The sequence below is a fragment of the Methanimicrococcus stummii genome (assembly GCF_032594435.1).
In the GTDB taxonomy this organism is placed as follows: Archaea; Halobacteriota; Methanosarcinia; order Methanosarcinales; family Methanosarcinaceae; genus Methanimicrococcus; species Methanimicrococcus stummii.
In genome coordinates, this window is sequence record NZ_CP131062.1 from 1,248,356 (window position 1) to 1,264,556 (window position 16,201).

The 16,201-nt window shown below is 41.2% G+C and carries 9 protein-coding genes; 1 reads left to right on the plus strand and 8 read right to left on the minus strand.

Translation table 11 applies throughout. The features are described from left to right. Positions 1–165: 165 nt before the first annotated feature. The 7 genes from MmiEs2_RS06110 to MmiEs2_RS06140 form a co-directional block, all read right to left on the minus strand. Positions 166–618, minus strand: coding sequence for an Hsp20/alpha crystallin family protein (locus tag MmiEs2_RS06110; protein ID WP_316558989.1), 453 nt, complete (start codon positions 616–618; stop codon positions 166–168). A 140-nt stretch (positions 619–758) separates the two neighbouring features. Continuing rightward, positions 759–2,021, minus strand: coding sequence for a cofactor-independent phosphoglycerate mutase (locus tag MmiEs2_RS06115; protein ID WP_316558990.1), 1,263 nt, complete (start codon positions 2,019–2,021; stop codon positions 759–761). Between the two features lie 753 nt (positions 2,022–2,774). Continuing rightward, a complete protein-coding gene (locus tag MmiEs2_RS06120) occupies positions 2,775–8,843 on the minus strand; it encodes a cobaltochelatase subunit CobN (protein ID WP_316558991.1) in 6,069 nt (2,022 codons plus the stop codon). 226 nt (positions 8,844–9,069) lie between these two features. After that, positions 9,070–9,687, minus strand: coding sequence for a hypothetical protein (locus MmiEs2_RS06125; RefSeq protein WP_316558992.1), 618 nt, complete (start codon positions 9,685–9,687; stop codon positions 9,070–9,072). Positions 9,688–10,372: 685 nt separating this feature from the next. Further along, complete coding sequence (locus MmiEs2_RS06130) at positions 10,373–10,756, minus strand: hypothetical protein (RefSeq protein ID WP_316558993.1); 384 nt, start codon at positions 10,754–10,756, stop codon at positions 10,373–10,375. 824 nt (positions 10,757–11,580) lie between these two features. Next, on the minus strand, positions 11,581–13,212 hold the full coding sequence (thsA, locus tag MmiEs2_RS06135; RefSeq protein ID WP_316558994.1) for a thermosome subunit alpha: 1,632 nt from the start codon (positions 13,210–13,212) through the stop codon (positions 11,581–11,583). 326 nt (positions 13,213–13,538) lie between these two features. Continuing rightward, positions 13,539–14,849 carry a hemolysin family protein gene (locus tag MmiEs2_RS06140; protein WP_316558995.1) on the minus strand — a complete coding sequence of 437 codons (1,311 nt, stop codon included), beginning with the start codon at positions 14,847–14,849 and terminating at the stop codon, positions 13,539–13,541. A 250-nt stretch (positions 14,850–15,099) separates the two neighbouring features. Between MmiEs2_RS06140 and MmiEs2_RS06145 the strand changes: the two genes are divergently transcribed. Beyond that, complete coding sequence (locus MmiEs2_RS06145) at positions 15,100–15,549, plus strand: hypothetical protein (RefSeq protein ID WP_316558996.1); 450 nt, start codon at positions 15,100–15,102, stop codon at positions 15,547–15,549. 100 nt (positions 15,550–15,649) lie between these two features. Here MmiEs2_RS06145 and MmiEs2_RS06150 read toward each other — a convergent pair whose 3' ends face one another. After that, a complete protein-coding gene (locus tag MmiEs2_RS06150) occupies positions 15,650–15,931 on the minus strand; it encodes a DUF2798 domain-containing protein (RefSeq protein WP_316558997.1) in 282 nt (93 codons plus the stop codon). Between the last annotated feature and the right edge of the window lie 270 nt (positions 15,932–16,201).

The window sequence follows — 16,201 nt, forward strand, 5'->3', positions numbered from 1 at the left end:
TTAACCCGAACATCGTTTTTTCATAATATTTTGAAAAAACGAACTCCGCCTTTTCTTTATTAATAGAATAAAAGAGGGAGTTCGGATTTGATTATATTATTAAAACCCGATGTTCGGAAAATCGAATAACAAAAAAAAGAATGGGAAATGAATTTTAAAATAAAATTAATCTTCGACTTCAATCGTGTCGATTTTTTTAGGAAGGAAAACGGTCAAAACGCCGTTTGCCAATTTCGCCGTTGCTTTTTCTTCATCAATTTGAACGGGAATGTTGACAGAACCTTCATATTTGCGATAAAACCTTTCGCGGCGGATGTAAATACCTTCTTCAATATCGGTTAAACATTCGGCGCGCACCGTCAGCAAGCGGTCTTGAATTTCAAGCGTGACATCATCTTTGGTCACGCCCGGAAGATCGGCTTTTAAAACAATATCGTTCTTGCGCTCAATCAAATCCATCAGCGGTGTCTGCCGGAATTCACCGAAAGCGTTTTCTTTGGTGTTCTTTCCAAGCGACGTAATTTTGCTGAAAATTTGATTCATTGACGATTTGCCGTCAGATTCAGGCTCTTGTTCGATGTCCTTTTCTTTAGATTGTTTTTTATGGAACGGATTCATTTCCCCTCATCCCTCCTGTTACGGACGTTTTTGTAATTATGAATAAACCAAAAAAATAATTTTCATATTATTTTTGAATAAAGAAGAGTTTGAAATATATTAATCTATTTCAAAACATGCTTCAAATTATTCATTTTATATTATTCTCTCTCGCTTTTAATCATGAGAGCCGCTAATTCCGGCGCGTAAACCGTCCCGAGACTGCCGCACTTGACAGATTCTTCATCAAAACAAGGAACGTCATCTGCATTTGTCTCGCGCGTATCATACAACGCAAACGGAATCGGATCATTCGTATGCGTTTTCAAAGCAACCGGTGTCGGATGATCCGGCATAATCAGAATTTGACACGGCTCGTCCAGCGACTGCGCAAACTTCAAAAGCGGCGCGACGATTTTTGAATCCAAATCGAAAACCGCCTGCATTTTCTTTTGATAATCGCCGATGTGTCCGCATTCATCCGGCGCCTCGATATGAACGAAAACAAAATCATGCGATTTCAGCGCCCCAATTGCAGCATCCGCTTTCCCTTTATAATTCGTGTCCAGAAAACCGGTCGCGCCTTCGACTTCAATCACATCCAGCCCGGCGCAAATGCCGATGCCTTTGAGAAGATCGACTGCGGAAATAACCGCGCCCGTTTTATGATGAATCTTTTCAAACAATTCAAACTGAGGCGCGTTTCCCTGCCCCCAAAGCCAAATACAGTTTGCAGGAAGTTTGCCCTCAGAAACGCGTTTTTGATTCACCTGATGATCTTTTAAAATATTGTAAGATGCCGCCATCAAATCCAAATACGTTTGAGCCGCCGCGTCCTGCGCGCCGCCGTTTCCTTTCGGGAAATAATCCGATGCCTTCTGCCCCGTAATATCATGAGGCGGCGTAAACGAAAGCTCTTTGCCGTAATTTTCCTGCGCGACCAATAAATGGCGGTAACTGATTCCCGGATAAAATTTGAATCGCTCGTTTCCGAGTTCCCGATCCACCGCTTCAATTAATTCTTTGGCTTCTTCGGAAGTAATGTGGCCGCCGCTGTAATCGACAATATATGCGTCATCCAAAACAGGCCCGTCCGCCCCGACCATTCCGTCGGCGTTTCCGATTGTAATCAGATTCGTTCGAAAAGCCAACTCATTTCCGTGAAGCGAAACACCCATGCTGAGCGCTTCCAAGGGCGAGCGCCCCGTGTAATAAACGGCAGGGTCATAGCCGAAAATGGACATGTTGGCGACATCGCTTCCCGGCGGATAGCCGTCCGGAACAGTAATCGCAAGTCCCGTCCGCCCTTTTTCGGCAAGATAATCAATGTTGGGTTTTTCAACAGCCTGCAAAATCGTTTTTCCGCCCAGTTCGGGAATCGGAAGATCAGCCATGCCGTCCCCGATAATAACAATGTATTTCATGCAAACAATGAGACCTTATTCTTATTTTAAAGCTCTGATTCCGCCCCCGGAAATGAAAATAAAAAGAGGAGTTAAATGAAAACAAAAGTAAAAACAAAAACAAAAGTAAAAACAAAAACAAAAACGAAATAAAAAACAAAACCAAAAATCCGGCAATTCGGCGGTTTTCATATTCGGGGAAATTGAAAAACCGCCGTTGCCTTTTAATCGTTTTTTTGCTTCCAGGCGCATTTACAGGGGGGATGCGATATCGTGGGGACAAAACCTGAAAGTTTTTGTGTGTGTATTGTGGTTTGTACGGATTTGATGAATGTAAATCCGGCACAATTTTTGAAAAAAAGAAAAAAACAGAATACTGCCTCTTCCGACCGATAATAAATCGAGAAGATTTAAGTCAATTCGAATGGAGGTAAGTTGAATCGAACTTAAATCAAGTAAAATTGTGCAAAAATGAATATAATCCAATCATATATAAAGTTTATTTTTTCAAACAAAACGAAAGATATAACCATGGGAAAATAAAAGAAAATGAAATAATTAAATTAAAAATAATGTAAAATGGATTTAATTTAAAAGATGAACTCTAAAATGAAATATAAACGAAACATAAAACGAAATAACGGAACATAAAAACAAGAAATATAAAAACAAAATAAACGGACATAAAAAACAAAAAAATATGAAATAAAAAAAGAAATAAAATTGCCGAAAAACCGGCAATTCATTTTGATTTTACTTTACGAATTCATTTCATTACAGATTTCTCTTTCTTGAGCCGTAGAAGACTGCGCCGACCACCAATATCACAAAAGCGATGGCGATGATGCTTGAGGTTGAGAAAGTCGGATCGTTAATGAAATCTCTGACTGAAGAAGCCACTCTTGAAACGGTCATTTCAAACCCTGAAACATCTGTCGGCGTTCCGGTTTCCGTACCATCGACACCGACACCGGGGCTTTGGGCAGACTGCGCTTCTTCGCCGTCTTCATCTTCACCGGCATCAGGATCGGTGCTGAGTTCGACAACCGAAGCCATACCGACACCGGATCCGGAAGACTTGCTTTCGGTTAGTTTTTTCGGCGGTTCCGTTGCGGCTTTGACAATATTGCGATAGGTTTCTTTTTCTTCCTCTGTTAATTTCGTAAACAACGGTGAAGAAATCAATCCTTCAATAAAACTGTCATAAACCGGATTGCCGCAAGTGTGGTGACAGCATGCGACGCCGGATTCGATAACGGAACGGGCATAGTTCTCAGCCAGTTGATCCAGTTTCTCCTGCTGCGCTTTCAAAGCGGCATCAACTTCGAGTGACGGCAATCCAGCAAGACTCGGAGACCATGCACCGGTTCGCATCGCTTCAACCATTCTGGCATTAATTGACTGCAACGCATAGGGAGAAGTATGTGAAAGCCATTCGCTCACTTCGCCGCTTGTATACATTTCAAAGACTCTGTCCCAAGTTGCCGAACTGATGATTTCACCGTTTGTCGCAATTGACCAACCGTAGAGGTTTTCAATGAACTCGGCCATCAACGCAGCACCGCTGTACCCGGCTTCCATTTGTCCCTGAACCCATTCGGGATTCAAGTAACGGGCAGCCAAATCTTTTTGAATGTATTCGCTTGCCGTGTAAACGATTTTTGTGCCTGTTTTATAGGTGTCAACATTGCTTGTATCGGCAATATACATCTGCGGCGTTTTCCAGTCGTCCTTGTTCTCGATATAATTTCCATCTTTGTCATACATTGAAGAAACCATATTCATGATACCGAAATACTGGTAGACATCGTCATTGTCGAGGGAATCATAGAGATTACCCGCGCTGGCAAAGACAGAAGCATCCGTTCTGCCGAGAAGAGCCGTCAAGAGTTTCGAAATATCTTCAGAACTGGCACCCCACGTATTTTGAGAGTACAGATACGACATTTTTTCCAGATACAAATCCGCAATTGCTTTGATGCTGTCTTGGTCATCGGGATCTAAATAGCCGCTGGCGCTGACAAGATTGCCGGTTCCGATTTCATAAGTTCCCAATGCTTGAGCAAAGATACGCGATGTTGCAAGATCCCAAAGAACGGCATCATTTTCATCACCGCCTAAAAGTTCAACAAGCTCCAAAGAATTCTTTCGGATGCTGTTGGAAACTTGAGGGTGATCACCGTCTTTTAAAGCAGCAACCTCTTTAATGGCCTTATCGATTTTGACAAGAATTGTACCGAAACCGTCACGCATGCCGGCACTGTTGTAAACAACGTCAACACGCGGACGATATTTTTGTTCCCCATTGACTGTCAGCAAAAACATATCGTTATACTTGTCATCATCACCGGTTCCATATGTGACAATATTTGTGCCGTCCAATTTACCGCCCGAACCCCATACAGGTTCACAGCCGAGAAGATAGAACAAACATGCCTCAAGCGTGCCTTCATCCTGAATGAAATCAACACCGAAACGCATCATTGAAATCGTTTCAGGCCATGATCCATGAGTTTCATAATAATGAACAAGCATTTGTTCACCCATTGCCTGACCGACTTTCCATGCGGCCGGCGTCGGATAAGTTGACGGATCAATGCCGTAGAAATTACGTCCTGTCGGAAGCACATACGGATTCAAAACAGGGTCATTTCCGGAAGACGGAGAGATATACCCTGCCGAAAGCGCGCTTTTCAGCGCGTTCATTTCAGAATCGCCGCACTCCAATATTTTTTGAGCATAATCAATACGATCATTTCCGCGTATGTAATGAACCATGTCTTCATTATACCAAGGTCTGCTGATTCCGGTTGCAAATGCAGTTCCTAATCCCGATTCAACGGCTTCATAAGAATAAATGCCGTCGTTCGCCGTCATATACTTGCGGGTTTCAAATGTTGTATTGGCAATTTTTAGAACCATATTCGCTTTAGTGATATACGTTCCATCTGCCGCTTTGTATTCTGTCGGTGTTGCAGATCGCAAAGATGTAGGAACACTATAGTAATAATAGAAGTCAAATAACTGTTCCGCCATTTCGTCAACAATTGCCTGCAATTCAGGGTCAGCTGTATTCTGTAAAGTATTATTCAATTTAGCTACGCTGTTGTTGTTGGTACCGCTGAAATTGATAATATCATCCGTCATTATGTATCCGGGACCGAGAAGGAAAAGAACAACTTTGTTTTGATAAGCTGCGTTTCCTACATCATCTGTAAAGACTTGGTCCAAGTAACTGCGAATATCGGTTGCCGTAATTCCTTCACCGTGATTCACAACCAACGTGACAAATTCTAAAATGTCATCTTCGCTGTATTTGTATTCACCGCTGTCTGCCGGAGTGATTGTAATAACAGTTCCCCCATTGTCAAAGGTAATTGTCGCTGTTTGACCTGTGGGAATGCTTGATCCGTCTGGAAGATCATCGAAGTAAGTTTCAAGCATAATGTCATCAAAGCCTTGACGACTCCACATATTCCAAACCATCGGAATAACTTGTTTATCTTCAAAAGCCCCGTAAACGTGTGTACCATATGATAAACTGGTTTCACGGATGCCTTCAACGAAATTATGCAAATGGTTTTCCAAGAAGTTGTCAAACACGCCGTTCTTGTTGGAAATCAAATATTCCTGAAGAATTTTATCGGTGACATCGCTTGTTTTGGTAATCGCGGGGTAATCCGTATCGGCAACAATTTGTTTTCTGTAGCTTTCAAAGACATCAACAAATGCATCGTTCCAGCCAAAATCAAAGGTGTATCCGATGATAATGGAACGATATGCACCGAGAAGTTCTTCGACGCTGCTGCCGGCGGCGACATTTTTCTGATAACCGCGAATGGCGGTTTCCATTTCAATGAGATCATCATACAACTGCGTTTTAATCATCGGCGGTGTCATGTGCGAGATAATGAGCGCATTGCCTCTGTATTCTGCCGTTAAACCTTCTCCGACATTGGCAACAATGTAGGGGTAGATATTCGGAAGTGTCGGAAGCAAAACGGGCCCCCAGTCATCCGTTCGGGACAAACCGAGAGATGTGCCGGGAAGCCATTCCTGTGTGCCGTGCGTTCCGAAGTGAATGAGCGCATCTGCTTTCCATCTGCCATCACCGCCGACAATGCCGGTTGTGCCGCTGCCTGTGCTGTCATCGGTTCCCCGATTCAGCCAGAAATAGGTCGCAATGTACTGGTGTGTCGGAGGCAAATCGCCGTGGTAATCAGCAGAACTTAATGCTTTGTCGCTTGCCAACGCCCTGTTGGGCTCGGGCATAATGCGGACATCGCCGAATTTAATCATTGGGACAACAATGTAGTTGCGGTTTTGACCGCCGCCGATCTGGTTCTTTGTGTCTGTCCAGATCATTCCGCCCCAATATGTCTCGTCGTCAATGACGCCAAACACTTGAGGTTCGCCCCAAACTTTAACGGCTTCTTCCCAAAGGGAAGCGTTCATTGTTTCGTTGACGTTAATTTCATGGTCAATCCATTTCAAGTAATCGGAAACAGGAATCAATTCACTGCCCCACCAACTGCTTGAATTGTGGCGCGGATTATCATCGTTGATATAATCAATTCTTTCCTGAACCATCATGTCCAAAACACCGGGTGCATAAGAACCGACATTGATACCTTGCGTATAGATGAGATTGACCAAATTCACTTCGTTGAGAATTAAATCTTCATCTGAAACGGTGTAGTCAAAAATATGTTCACCGCCCGAGCCGATTGTAACGACCGGCAAATCATCAAGACTGACATTGTAGCCTTCGCTTCTCAGTTCACGAATAATTCCCGGATAAGACGTGTATCTGCCGATTGAATCAATTGACAAAGAGGGATCGGCAACATAACTTTTTGCGCCGTCGCCTGCCAAACTTCTCATGACATTGAGATAGTTGGCACCGATTTCTTCTTTGCCCGGCGGATAGTTGTAATACATGAGCGCGACATTTTTGGCAATATTATCTTTTTCACTTAATTTTGCCCATGCCATTGCCCTGTCTGCCACCCATTCTAAATTCTTGGAATGCATCGGCGCATCAGTCGTACCAATAAAATCAATCATACCTTCCAAATTTGAAGACGAACCCATCCATGTAAAATGCTGAGAAATAACGCCGGAACCGGTGTCATAAACTTCACCATTGGCCGGGTCTGCATAGCTGCCAACGGCTTTGATGACCGGTACATTCAACTGTTCTAAATTGTAAACACCGTTTGCCTGATTGGCATAATCCAACGCCCAGTTTTTATAAGAAATAATAGAAGTAACGTAACGTCCGTTATCAATATCAGAAATATCGGAGTTGAATTTCGTTTTATTCAAATATTGATCCATATTTGAATAGAAGTCAAAACCATTGCTGGCAACCACGACTGTATTATACCCTTGGTCTTCAATAATTTTTGACAATTCGTGCATGTTTTTTGTATAATCTTGAAAACCAATTATAGCAACATAAGGTGCTCCGGGATTATGAATAGATTCAAATTTTTCATGGGCATCCATATAATCTTCAATTGAACTTTGTCTTATAGGTTCAGTCGGATGATAAAGAACGCCCCCGAACCCAAGAGTTGCATATGACGGATTGTAAATGAAATTATAGAGAAATGGGGTACCTATATGTTTGACTTTTACCCCAGTCTTTACGACATCATTAATTGTCGAACCAAAGAAAGCAGATTCACTTTTCAAGACAAAGCGAGAAGAAGAGATATCATAAGCACCGGCCGGCAAATTACTTTTCGGAAAGTTAGCAGTAGTCGTACCATCAGCCGTATTAAGATATCTTAGCTGGAAGAGAAGAGCTGCACCTGCATCAGATGCATCCGTAAAAACATCATCAAACATGTCAATTATTTCGGTTGTAAAGAACCCGTCAAATAAAATAACATGATAATTTTCAAATTGAATACCTTTTTCTTCCATGTTATCATAAAGAATATCAGGGGAATACCAATCAGTATTAGAAAGTTGAGGATAAACATTTGAAGAAGAATCGGGAACTTTTCCAAAAGAAACTGTATCAATTTCCACATAATTCCCGTAAATAGAATTTTCAAGAAGATTTTTTACCGTATCAAAGGCAACAACACCGGAATAATTTGATGTTTCAGTCCCAGGATCAAATCCGACATACAAAATTCTTGTTTTTTCAAAATTCAGTTCCTCAATTCGTTCAGGCGGAGCATATTCTTTCAAAAGATGACAGGTGATAAGCATTGCCAAACTGGCAGCATCTGACTCACGAGATCCTATTGCCTCATCATACAGATAAGTTAAAAAACCTTCATATGTAGGAAACGATCCGAAAGCAGGATTTGAAGGATTAGTCCAATCATCTTTATAAGTCAAAGCCTCTACAAATATTGCATAATCTGTATCGCTCATAAGATCATATGCAATAAAATCTTGTTTAATTAAAGCTATTAATTCAGCATCTTCCTGTGAATCAAAAATACCATCACGATCCACCTCATCGCTGCGAATTTGAATTAATTTTAAATCGGGATTGGCTATTTTAGCTGCTTTTAAATTACTCACAAGATCCGGATTTTCATAAACCCAAAGCATGTCAATGATGACAATATCCTGATCCTCAATATTCCCAGTATCAGGATTGGAAAACACTTTCAATTCAGAAGTATCATAAGGTGTCCCATAACTGTTGTTAATATAGTGATAATTTACTTTAAAAATTTGAGAATTCGCATGATTTAATGTATTCCGATTTAAATAATCCCTTTCCGGACCGAGATAGTCTTCCATCAACACTTCAATCGCAAAACTGTCAGAATCATTAAAACCGACATAAGTAATATTTACAGATTCGCTCATTTCAGGAACAGCTGCGGAAGCTGCAGAAACTGAAAAAACCAATAATAGAAATAACAGAGTAAAAAATGACAAATTAAAATTTATTTTCTTAATATGATATCCCATAATAACATCCCTCATATTTTTTAAAAAATAAAAGATGATGCAAAAGCATCATCTAAATTGTTAATGGTGTCTGTGAGAAAAACAGCCGAATAAGACGGTGTTATATCACAACTCCAATTCATCAGTTCAAATAAGACAATATGATTTCGTAATCATCAACGGATGAGGGATAATAATAAGGATCATCACTCAGAGCTTCTAAACCATTATTCATTTTGACAGCAAACGAATTGAGAGGGTTGCTATAGGCCATTTTGTCTTTGAAGTCAAAACATGGCGGTGCGGGAGAAGCAGTACCATTATCGCTGTAGATAGATGCCTTATATGTAATATTTGATGAACAGGAGGCATTTTTGAAATTAGCCTGGGCTGTGCTGATGGCACCACCGTAATCATAGTCTGTGTAAGCCATATCAGCGATGAGAATGTCAGCACTGGAATTATTAACCGCATCAGCCGCAGCGTTAATGCTGGCCGAAGTGGGGATATAAGATGCGTTGTACTCAATTGCTACATAAGCCGTAGTATAGTACACAGGATTTCCAGTAATGTCACTGATAACGTTACTAAGAACAACAGGTCCACCAAGCATGTCTGTATATGCCCCAGGCATATTGTATCCGACATAAAGAACGGTATACGGATCGTTAATATCACCTTTTTCTGCACTTGCTAAAGGAGCAACTGCGAAGATCATCATGACTGCGAGTGCAGCCAATAACATTTTACTATATTTCATAGTTAAATTTCTCCTTAAATTTAATTTTTAGATAATCCAATCCAAAAACAAAACCGCATCGCGAGTCCCTTTTCCCCTCAAGGACTTCACCGAGATTCCCGAAGGAATCTCGGCAAAACCCACAAGGGATGATAGGGGCGGAAATGCCCCGAATTTTCCCCAAATTGAGGAAAATGAAACCGAAACTTTTAGAAAATTGAAAGAAAAATGCAATCGGAAAAACGAAATTCAGGAAAAGATTTATAAAATACAAATCCTTATTGAGAGTCGTTCTTTATTACAATAACAATTTTTCGCTCAAGCAAACCTTGAATTTCGGTTCGGCCATGCTGGAACATGGTCGAAGCATTTCTTTTTTATCGGATTGATTCTGTTATTACAGATTGAGCCGCTTGATTCAATTGAAGAATCGCTTTGCTTCATAAAAGCAAAAGCGGCATGATGGATTTTGTTTTATTTTCGATTATTAGTTTCGTTTGAACTTGATTTTTTAATTTATGAGCAAACCGTCACCGTTTTTTGTTTGCCCCCGTTTTAATGGTTGAATTTTTTGGGATACGAGAGGTGGCTTATGAAAATTCCTCGGCTGTTTGGAATTTTCGCGGGGGCAAACAGACAAAAAACCGAAATTCGGGTTTGAATTTATGATTTGAATTTCGGGTTTGTCAAATGGGTGAGGCAGCAATCAAAAGACAGGGTTTCTTTTTTGGAGTACGGGTTTCACCCAAACCTTTTGATTATTTGCTGATTTTGAAACGGAGAGCGGCAGTCCTGCCTCTGTAAGACAGGCAAGACTGCACGCAGTTTCTGCTTCCTTGCCGCCTGTCGGCATTGAACCGAAAAGTGTTCCAAGGGAACAAGCCTGAAAAATCAATGATTTTTCGGCCGTCAGGCGACATTGTGATAATGGATTGATCGATTGCATCGCGGCTTTGAAATTGCCGAGCCGTCGGCCGTTTTTTAAGAAAAGCAAAAAAGAGCCGGGAATCCTGAAAATCCTTTTATATTTCAGAGACATTCCACTGTTGCCTTTGTTTGCTTTACTTTCGCGTACGGTAAATTCAGGCATTGATGCCGGCCGAGTGTAAGGCGGCCGACATCACCTGTTTTAAGTTTTTTGTTCGTTCAGATCGAAACGAAGTTTATGTTTGTGTGTTTTGTTTACAAATATGGTTTCAAATTTGTCTCGCGAGTATTTCGCGATTTGAACTTTCGGAGAAACATTTTTTCAGATTCCCGAAGGATTGTATGTTTTTGATTCAGGCATACACAACCATTCATTTTGAGATGAAAAGCGAAGCCTTTGAGCAATTCTGCCAAAAGCAGAGACTCGCCGCCACGCACAGACACCAAGTTCAAAACAAGTAAAATTGTGTAGAATTAAATAAAGTGAAATAAAATATATAAAGATATTGCAAAACAAAAAGAGAAGCGGCAAAACCAAAAAATAAAAAAGAACAAGAGGATAACAAATAAAAAATAAAATAAACTAAATTAAAAATCAAAAAAAAGAATATAAAAACAAAATGGAGAAAATGTTGAACCATAAAAGATTACAATGAAAAAAATCCAAACCCTGCGTTTTTGAAAAATGATGAAATAAAAAAGAAAAATCAGCCTTTTTAGAATGGAGAGTGTTGGTGATAAAGAGAGTTAAAAAGGTTGAAAAAACAAACGCGCCAAAACAAACGCAGTTTACGCGCAGGCCAAAAAAAAGCGGCGAAGCCGCCAAAAATCGCGAAGCGATTTTTAGCAAACGCCTGATGAAATCGACGGCGAAACCGTAAAAATTGTTCGCTTCGCGAACAATTTTTCTGCAAACACCGCCCCAACGCAGTCCGTTGAAATTTTGTGAATCTCGCCGATAGGCGAGATGAGCAAAATTTTTTTACATCACATCATGCCGGGCGGCATTCCGCCCATACCGGGCATTCCACCGGGCATCGGCATTGTTTTTGCGGATGCGATCACATCGTCGATTCTGAGAATCATGACGGTGGATTCGGTTGCGGCATTGATTGCCTGTGTTTTAATTCTCAAGGGTTCGAGAACACTGTTTTCATACATGTCTTCAACTTTGCCTTCGTAAACGTTGAGACCGGCATTCTTGTTGCCTTTTTCATGCTGCGCTTTCATTTCGGCAAGCATATTAATCGGGTCAAGACCTGCGTTTTCGGCAAGCGTTTGCGGAATAATTTCAAGCGCGTCAGCGAATTTAGCGACAGCGAGCTGTTCTCTGCCGGAAAGCGTTGCCGCGTATTCCTGGAGGCGGAGTGAGATTTCAATCTCGGGTGAACCGCCGCCGACAACAACTTTCTGATCTTCAATCGCGACACCGACGACACGGATTGCGTCTTCGATTGCGCGGTCCAAAGCGTCAACGACGTGGTCGGTTCCGCCGCGGAGGAAGAGTGAAACGGTTTTTGTGCCCGGGCAGCCTGTGACGTAAATCATTTTAGAGCCGGTTGTTTCTTTTTCTTCGACAAGGTCAGCTGCGCCGAGGTCTTCCGCTTTGATTTCGTCAATGTTTGTCAAAATCTTCGCGTTGGTTGCTTCGGAAAGTCTGGTCATGTCGCTCTGTTTGATACGGCGCGCGGCCAAAACGCCTGCTTTTGCCAAATAATACTGAGCCAAATCATCAATGCCTTTCTGGCAGAAAACGACATTTGCGCCGGAGGCGAGAACCTTATTGATGAGTTCTTTAAGCATGGCTTCTTCCTGTTCGATGAAGCTGAGCATTTGGTCCGGAGAAGTAATTTTAATTTCGGATTTGGTTTCCGTCTTTTTGTATTCAATCGGCGCGCCGAGAAGAAGAATTTTCGCGTCTTTGATGCTTGTCGGCATGTTCGGGTGAACGCGCTCTTTGTCAATGATAACGCCGTCAATCAAAACGGAATCGTCAATGCTGCCGCCGGCACGCTTTTCAACTTTAATTTTGTCGGTGTCGGCAACGATTTTGCCGTGCGCATCGGTTTTTGTAATGGAGCGGACAGCTTCGACTGTGAGTTCGGATAATTTGTCTTTGTGGGCTTCTGCACCTTTGCCGGTGATTGCGGTTGCTGCGATTTTCTTCAAAGTTTCGACATCGTCAACGGATGCGCTGAGCGCGATTGAGTTGACAATTTCCTGCGCCTTTTCAGAAGCCAAGCGGTAGCCTGCGGAAATGATAGTCGGGTGAATGCCGTCTTCCAAAAGCTCTTCGGCGTTTGCCAAAAGCTCGCCTGCCAAAACAGCGGCGGTTGTTGTACCGTCACCGACTTCGGCATCCTGCGTCTTGGAAATTTCGACAATCATTTTTGCAGCCGGATGTTCGATATCCATTTCTCTTAAAATCGCGGCGCCGTCATTTGTAATGATGACATCGCCCATGGAATCGACGAGCATTTTGTCCATTCCTTTGGGACCGAGCGTCGTTCTGACCGCTTCAGCGACTGCTTTTGCAGCCATAATGTTGTTGTTTTGGGCATCGGAACCTCTTGTTCTTTTGCTGCCTTCACTTAAAATAAAGATGGGTTGTCCAGACAAAATTAAATCCTCCTTGAATAAATTGTAAGATGAACGTCATTTGACAAATAAGTGTAACAAGCGGCATTTTGAAAAAAATCAAAATAAAGCCGTTTCTAAAACTCATAAAACAGCCGATACAAAATCATAATTGAGAGGGGCTGCTTTACGCATCTGTAACTCAGATTTGGAATTAAACTAATGTCAACGCTTCTATATAAAAGTTCCCCCAAGAAGATTTATAAAAACAGAAGCAAGAGGACAAAAACGAAGCAATAAAACGAAGCAATAAAACGAAGCAACAAAAGGAAGCAATAAAAAGAAAAATTTAATTTGAAAAAAAGAAATTATTCGAATGGATCTTCCGATTTTTCTTCAATGCCGCATTTTGTTTCTTCATCTGAAATCGGCTCATTCATTTTTTCGATTTTAAGCTTCGTGACGCGCTGCTCGTCCGCTTCTAAAATTGTCACTCTCAGATTTTTATAAGAAAACGCGTCGCCGACTTTCGGAATCCTTTCAAAAACATCCAGCGCCCAACCGCCGGCCGTATTGTAATCGCATTCGAAATCCCGATTGTCAATATCCAAATAATCAAACAAATCGTCTAAATTCATGTTGCCGCTGACTTCATAAACATCCGCACCAACCTCATCAATCTCGCTGACGATTTCATCATGCTCGTCCCAAATTTCGCCGACAAGCTCCTCTAAAATATCTTCCATCGTCACGATGCCTTTGGTGCTGCCGTATTCGTCAACCACGATTGCCAAATGCGATTTGGATTGGCGCATTTCAGAAAGCAATTGAGAGATATTTTTCGTGATGTAAACGAATGAAACCGGTTTCATTAAATATTTTAAATTAAAGCGCCGGTTCGTTGCCACGCGAATCAAAACGTCTTTCGCGTTGACAAAACCCAAAATGTTATCCAGATTTTCATTGAAAACCGGCATTCGCGTGTACCCTTCCTGAACAATTTTAGCAACAACCGAATCCAAAGAATCATCAATGCCGACTGCAACAATATCCGAGCGCGGCGTCATGATTTCCTGAACAGTTGTCTCATCGAAATCCAAAGCGGATTGAACGAGATCGCTTTCGTTTTCTTCCAAAATGCCTTCTTCTTCGATGGATTCAATAATGTATTTCAATTCGTTTTCCGTGACTGACGGTCCTTCGGGTTCTTTGTTGCGGCTAAGAAACCCGATCAATTTAACCAAAACGTAAACAATCGGAGAAAACAGAATCATAAAGAAGCTGACAATTCCGGATGTTGCCATCGCGAATTTTTCGGCATTCGCTTTCGCGATGCTTTTTGGAAGCGTTTCGCCGAAAATTAAAACAACGATTGTCATGACAACGGTTGAAACCGCGGCAGCCGTCTCTTCCGGAAGCAGCCTGCTGAAAAGAATCGTGGCAATTGATGCCGATCCGATGTTGACAATATTATTGCCGACCAAAACGGTTGAAATGAATTTATCATAATCCGCCGTCAGCTTCAAGACGCGCTTGGCGGCTGCGTTTCCGTCTTCGGCCATCGCTTTTAATCGAAGTTTGTTCGCTGTTGAATAAGCCGTTTCGGTTGCCGAGAAAAAAGAAGACAAAACCAGCAAAATAAAAAGCAGGATGTACCAAAATGCCAAAGGAATTTCCATAATTTACGCAACTCTTAAAAAAGAATCTCAATCGGGATTCTGTTTTGAAAATAAAAAACTGTAATTTTATAAACGTAAAAGGAATCCCATTTGATATAAATATATTTAAAAAACAGATTTGGAAACAATTTTTTGAGAACGGTTCGAACGAACAGTTTTGGAAAAAATTCTTGCACCATATTTTAATAGAATCAAGACGGTTTTAACTTAGTTTAGGGAACGGTTTAATAAAAAGCAAAAGAGGAAAAATATGGCATTCGATTATGATACTTTGACACTCATATATCTCGGAATCGGCGTTTTCGCCTACTTTTCGATTTTATTCCTGACATTTCGGGACATGCGTATTTTCAGAAGAACCGGCTACATTTCTTACAGAAAAGGCGCGTTTAAAGGAATCATCGCGTCCTCACTCGTTTTAGTCGGCCTGTTTTTGATTCCGACAATGAACCTTCTCGGATTGGCGCTCGTCTTCTTAGGCGTGATGGTGAACCAAAAAGGCGCGCGTGAGAAAGTTTTTACGACTGCGAACACTTTGAACAGATTCATCGGCCAAACGGACATCGTTTTGACAAACGAAGAAAAGAAAGCGCTTTATGAGCAGCAAGTGGCTGAAAAGAAGCAAATGGAAAAAGAAAAAGAGAAAAACGAAAGACGCGAAAAAATAAAAGAACAAAGAGAAGAAAAAGAAGAGGAATAAAAATCCTCTCTTTTAAAACTCCTTTTTTAATTCTATTCTTTAATTCTATTTTATAACAATGTAAAATAAACATTGAATCGATTATACGCTGCCGCCGGAATTATTCCGCAGATTCGACAGCTGAAGAGATTGTTTCCGGAGTTTGCATACTTCCGTGATTCTGCATATTGTTTTTATAAAGCGAGGGAATGATTTTTGTAAGCACCAGCGGCGTTACAAAGCTCGTCAAAATGAAAGCGAAGACGAATGCGATGGCCCACGCTTCAAGCCAAGCGGACAATGTCGGAATTTGCCTTGTGTTGAAAATCATTTCAATCAAAGACATGCCGCACGACATGAAAAATACCATACAGAGTTTGGTTGCAGTTTCTCTTTTTAACATAGTTTTTAACCTCGTTTATATTAAAAATCAAAAATTTCACTTGTTCAAAAACAAAACGAGTTACAAATTTGATTCATACATGATTCGAAGAATTTCGAAACCAGTATGCAGTTCCAACCTTTATGGAAAATGTATAAAAGGGTTTTGCTTATATTGACGCGCTGTAAATCAAAAAAGAGATGAGGCGAACCACAGATTTGTCACGAATATTAATGATTTCGAATCAATGGTTTAAAACAAAAATTAAAATTCGAGCCCGGAAAAATCCAA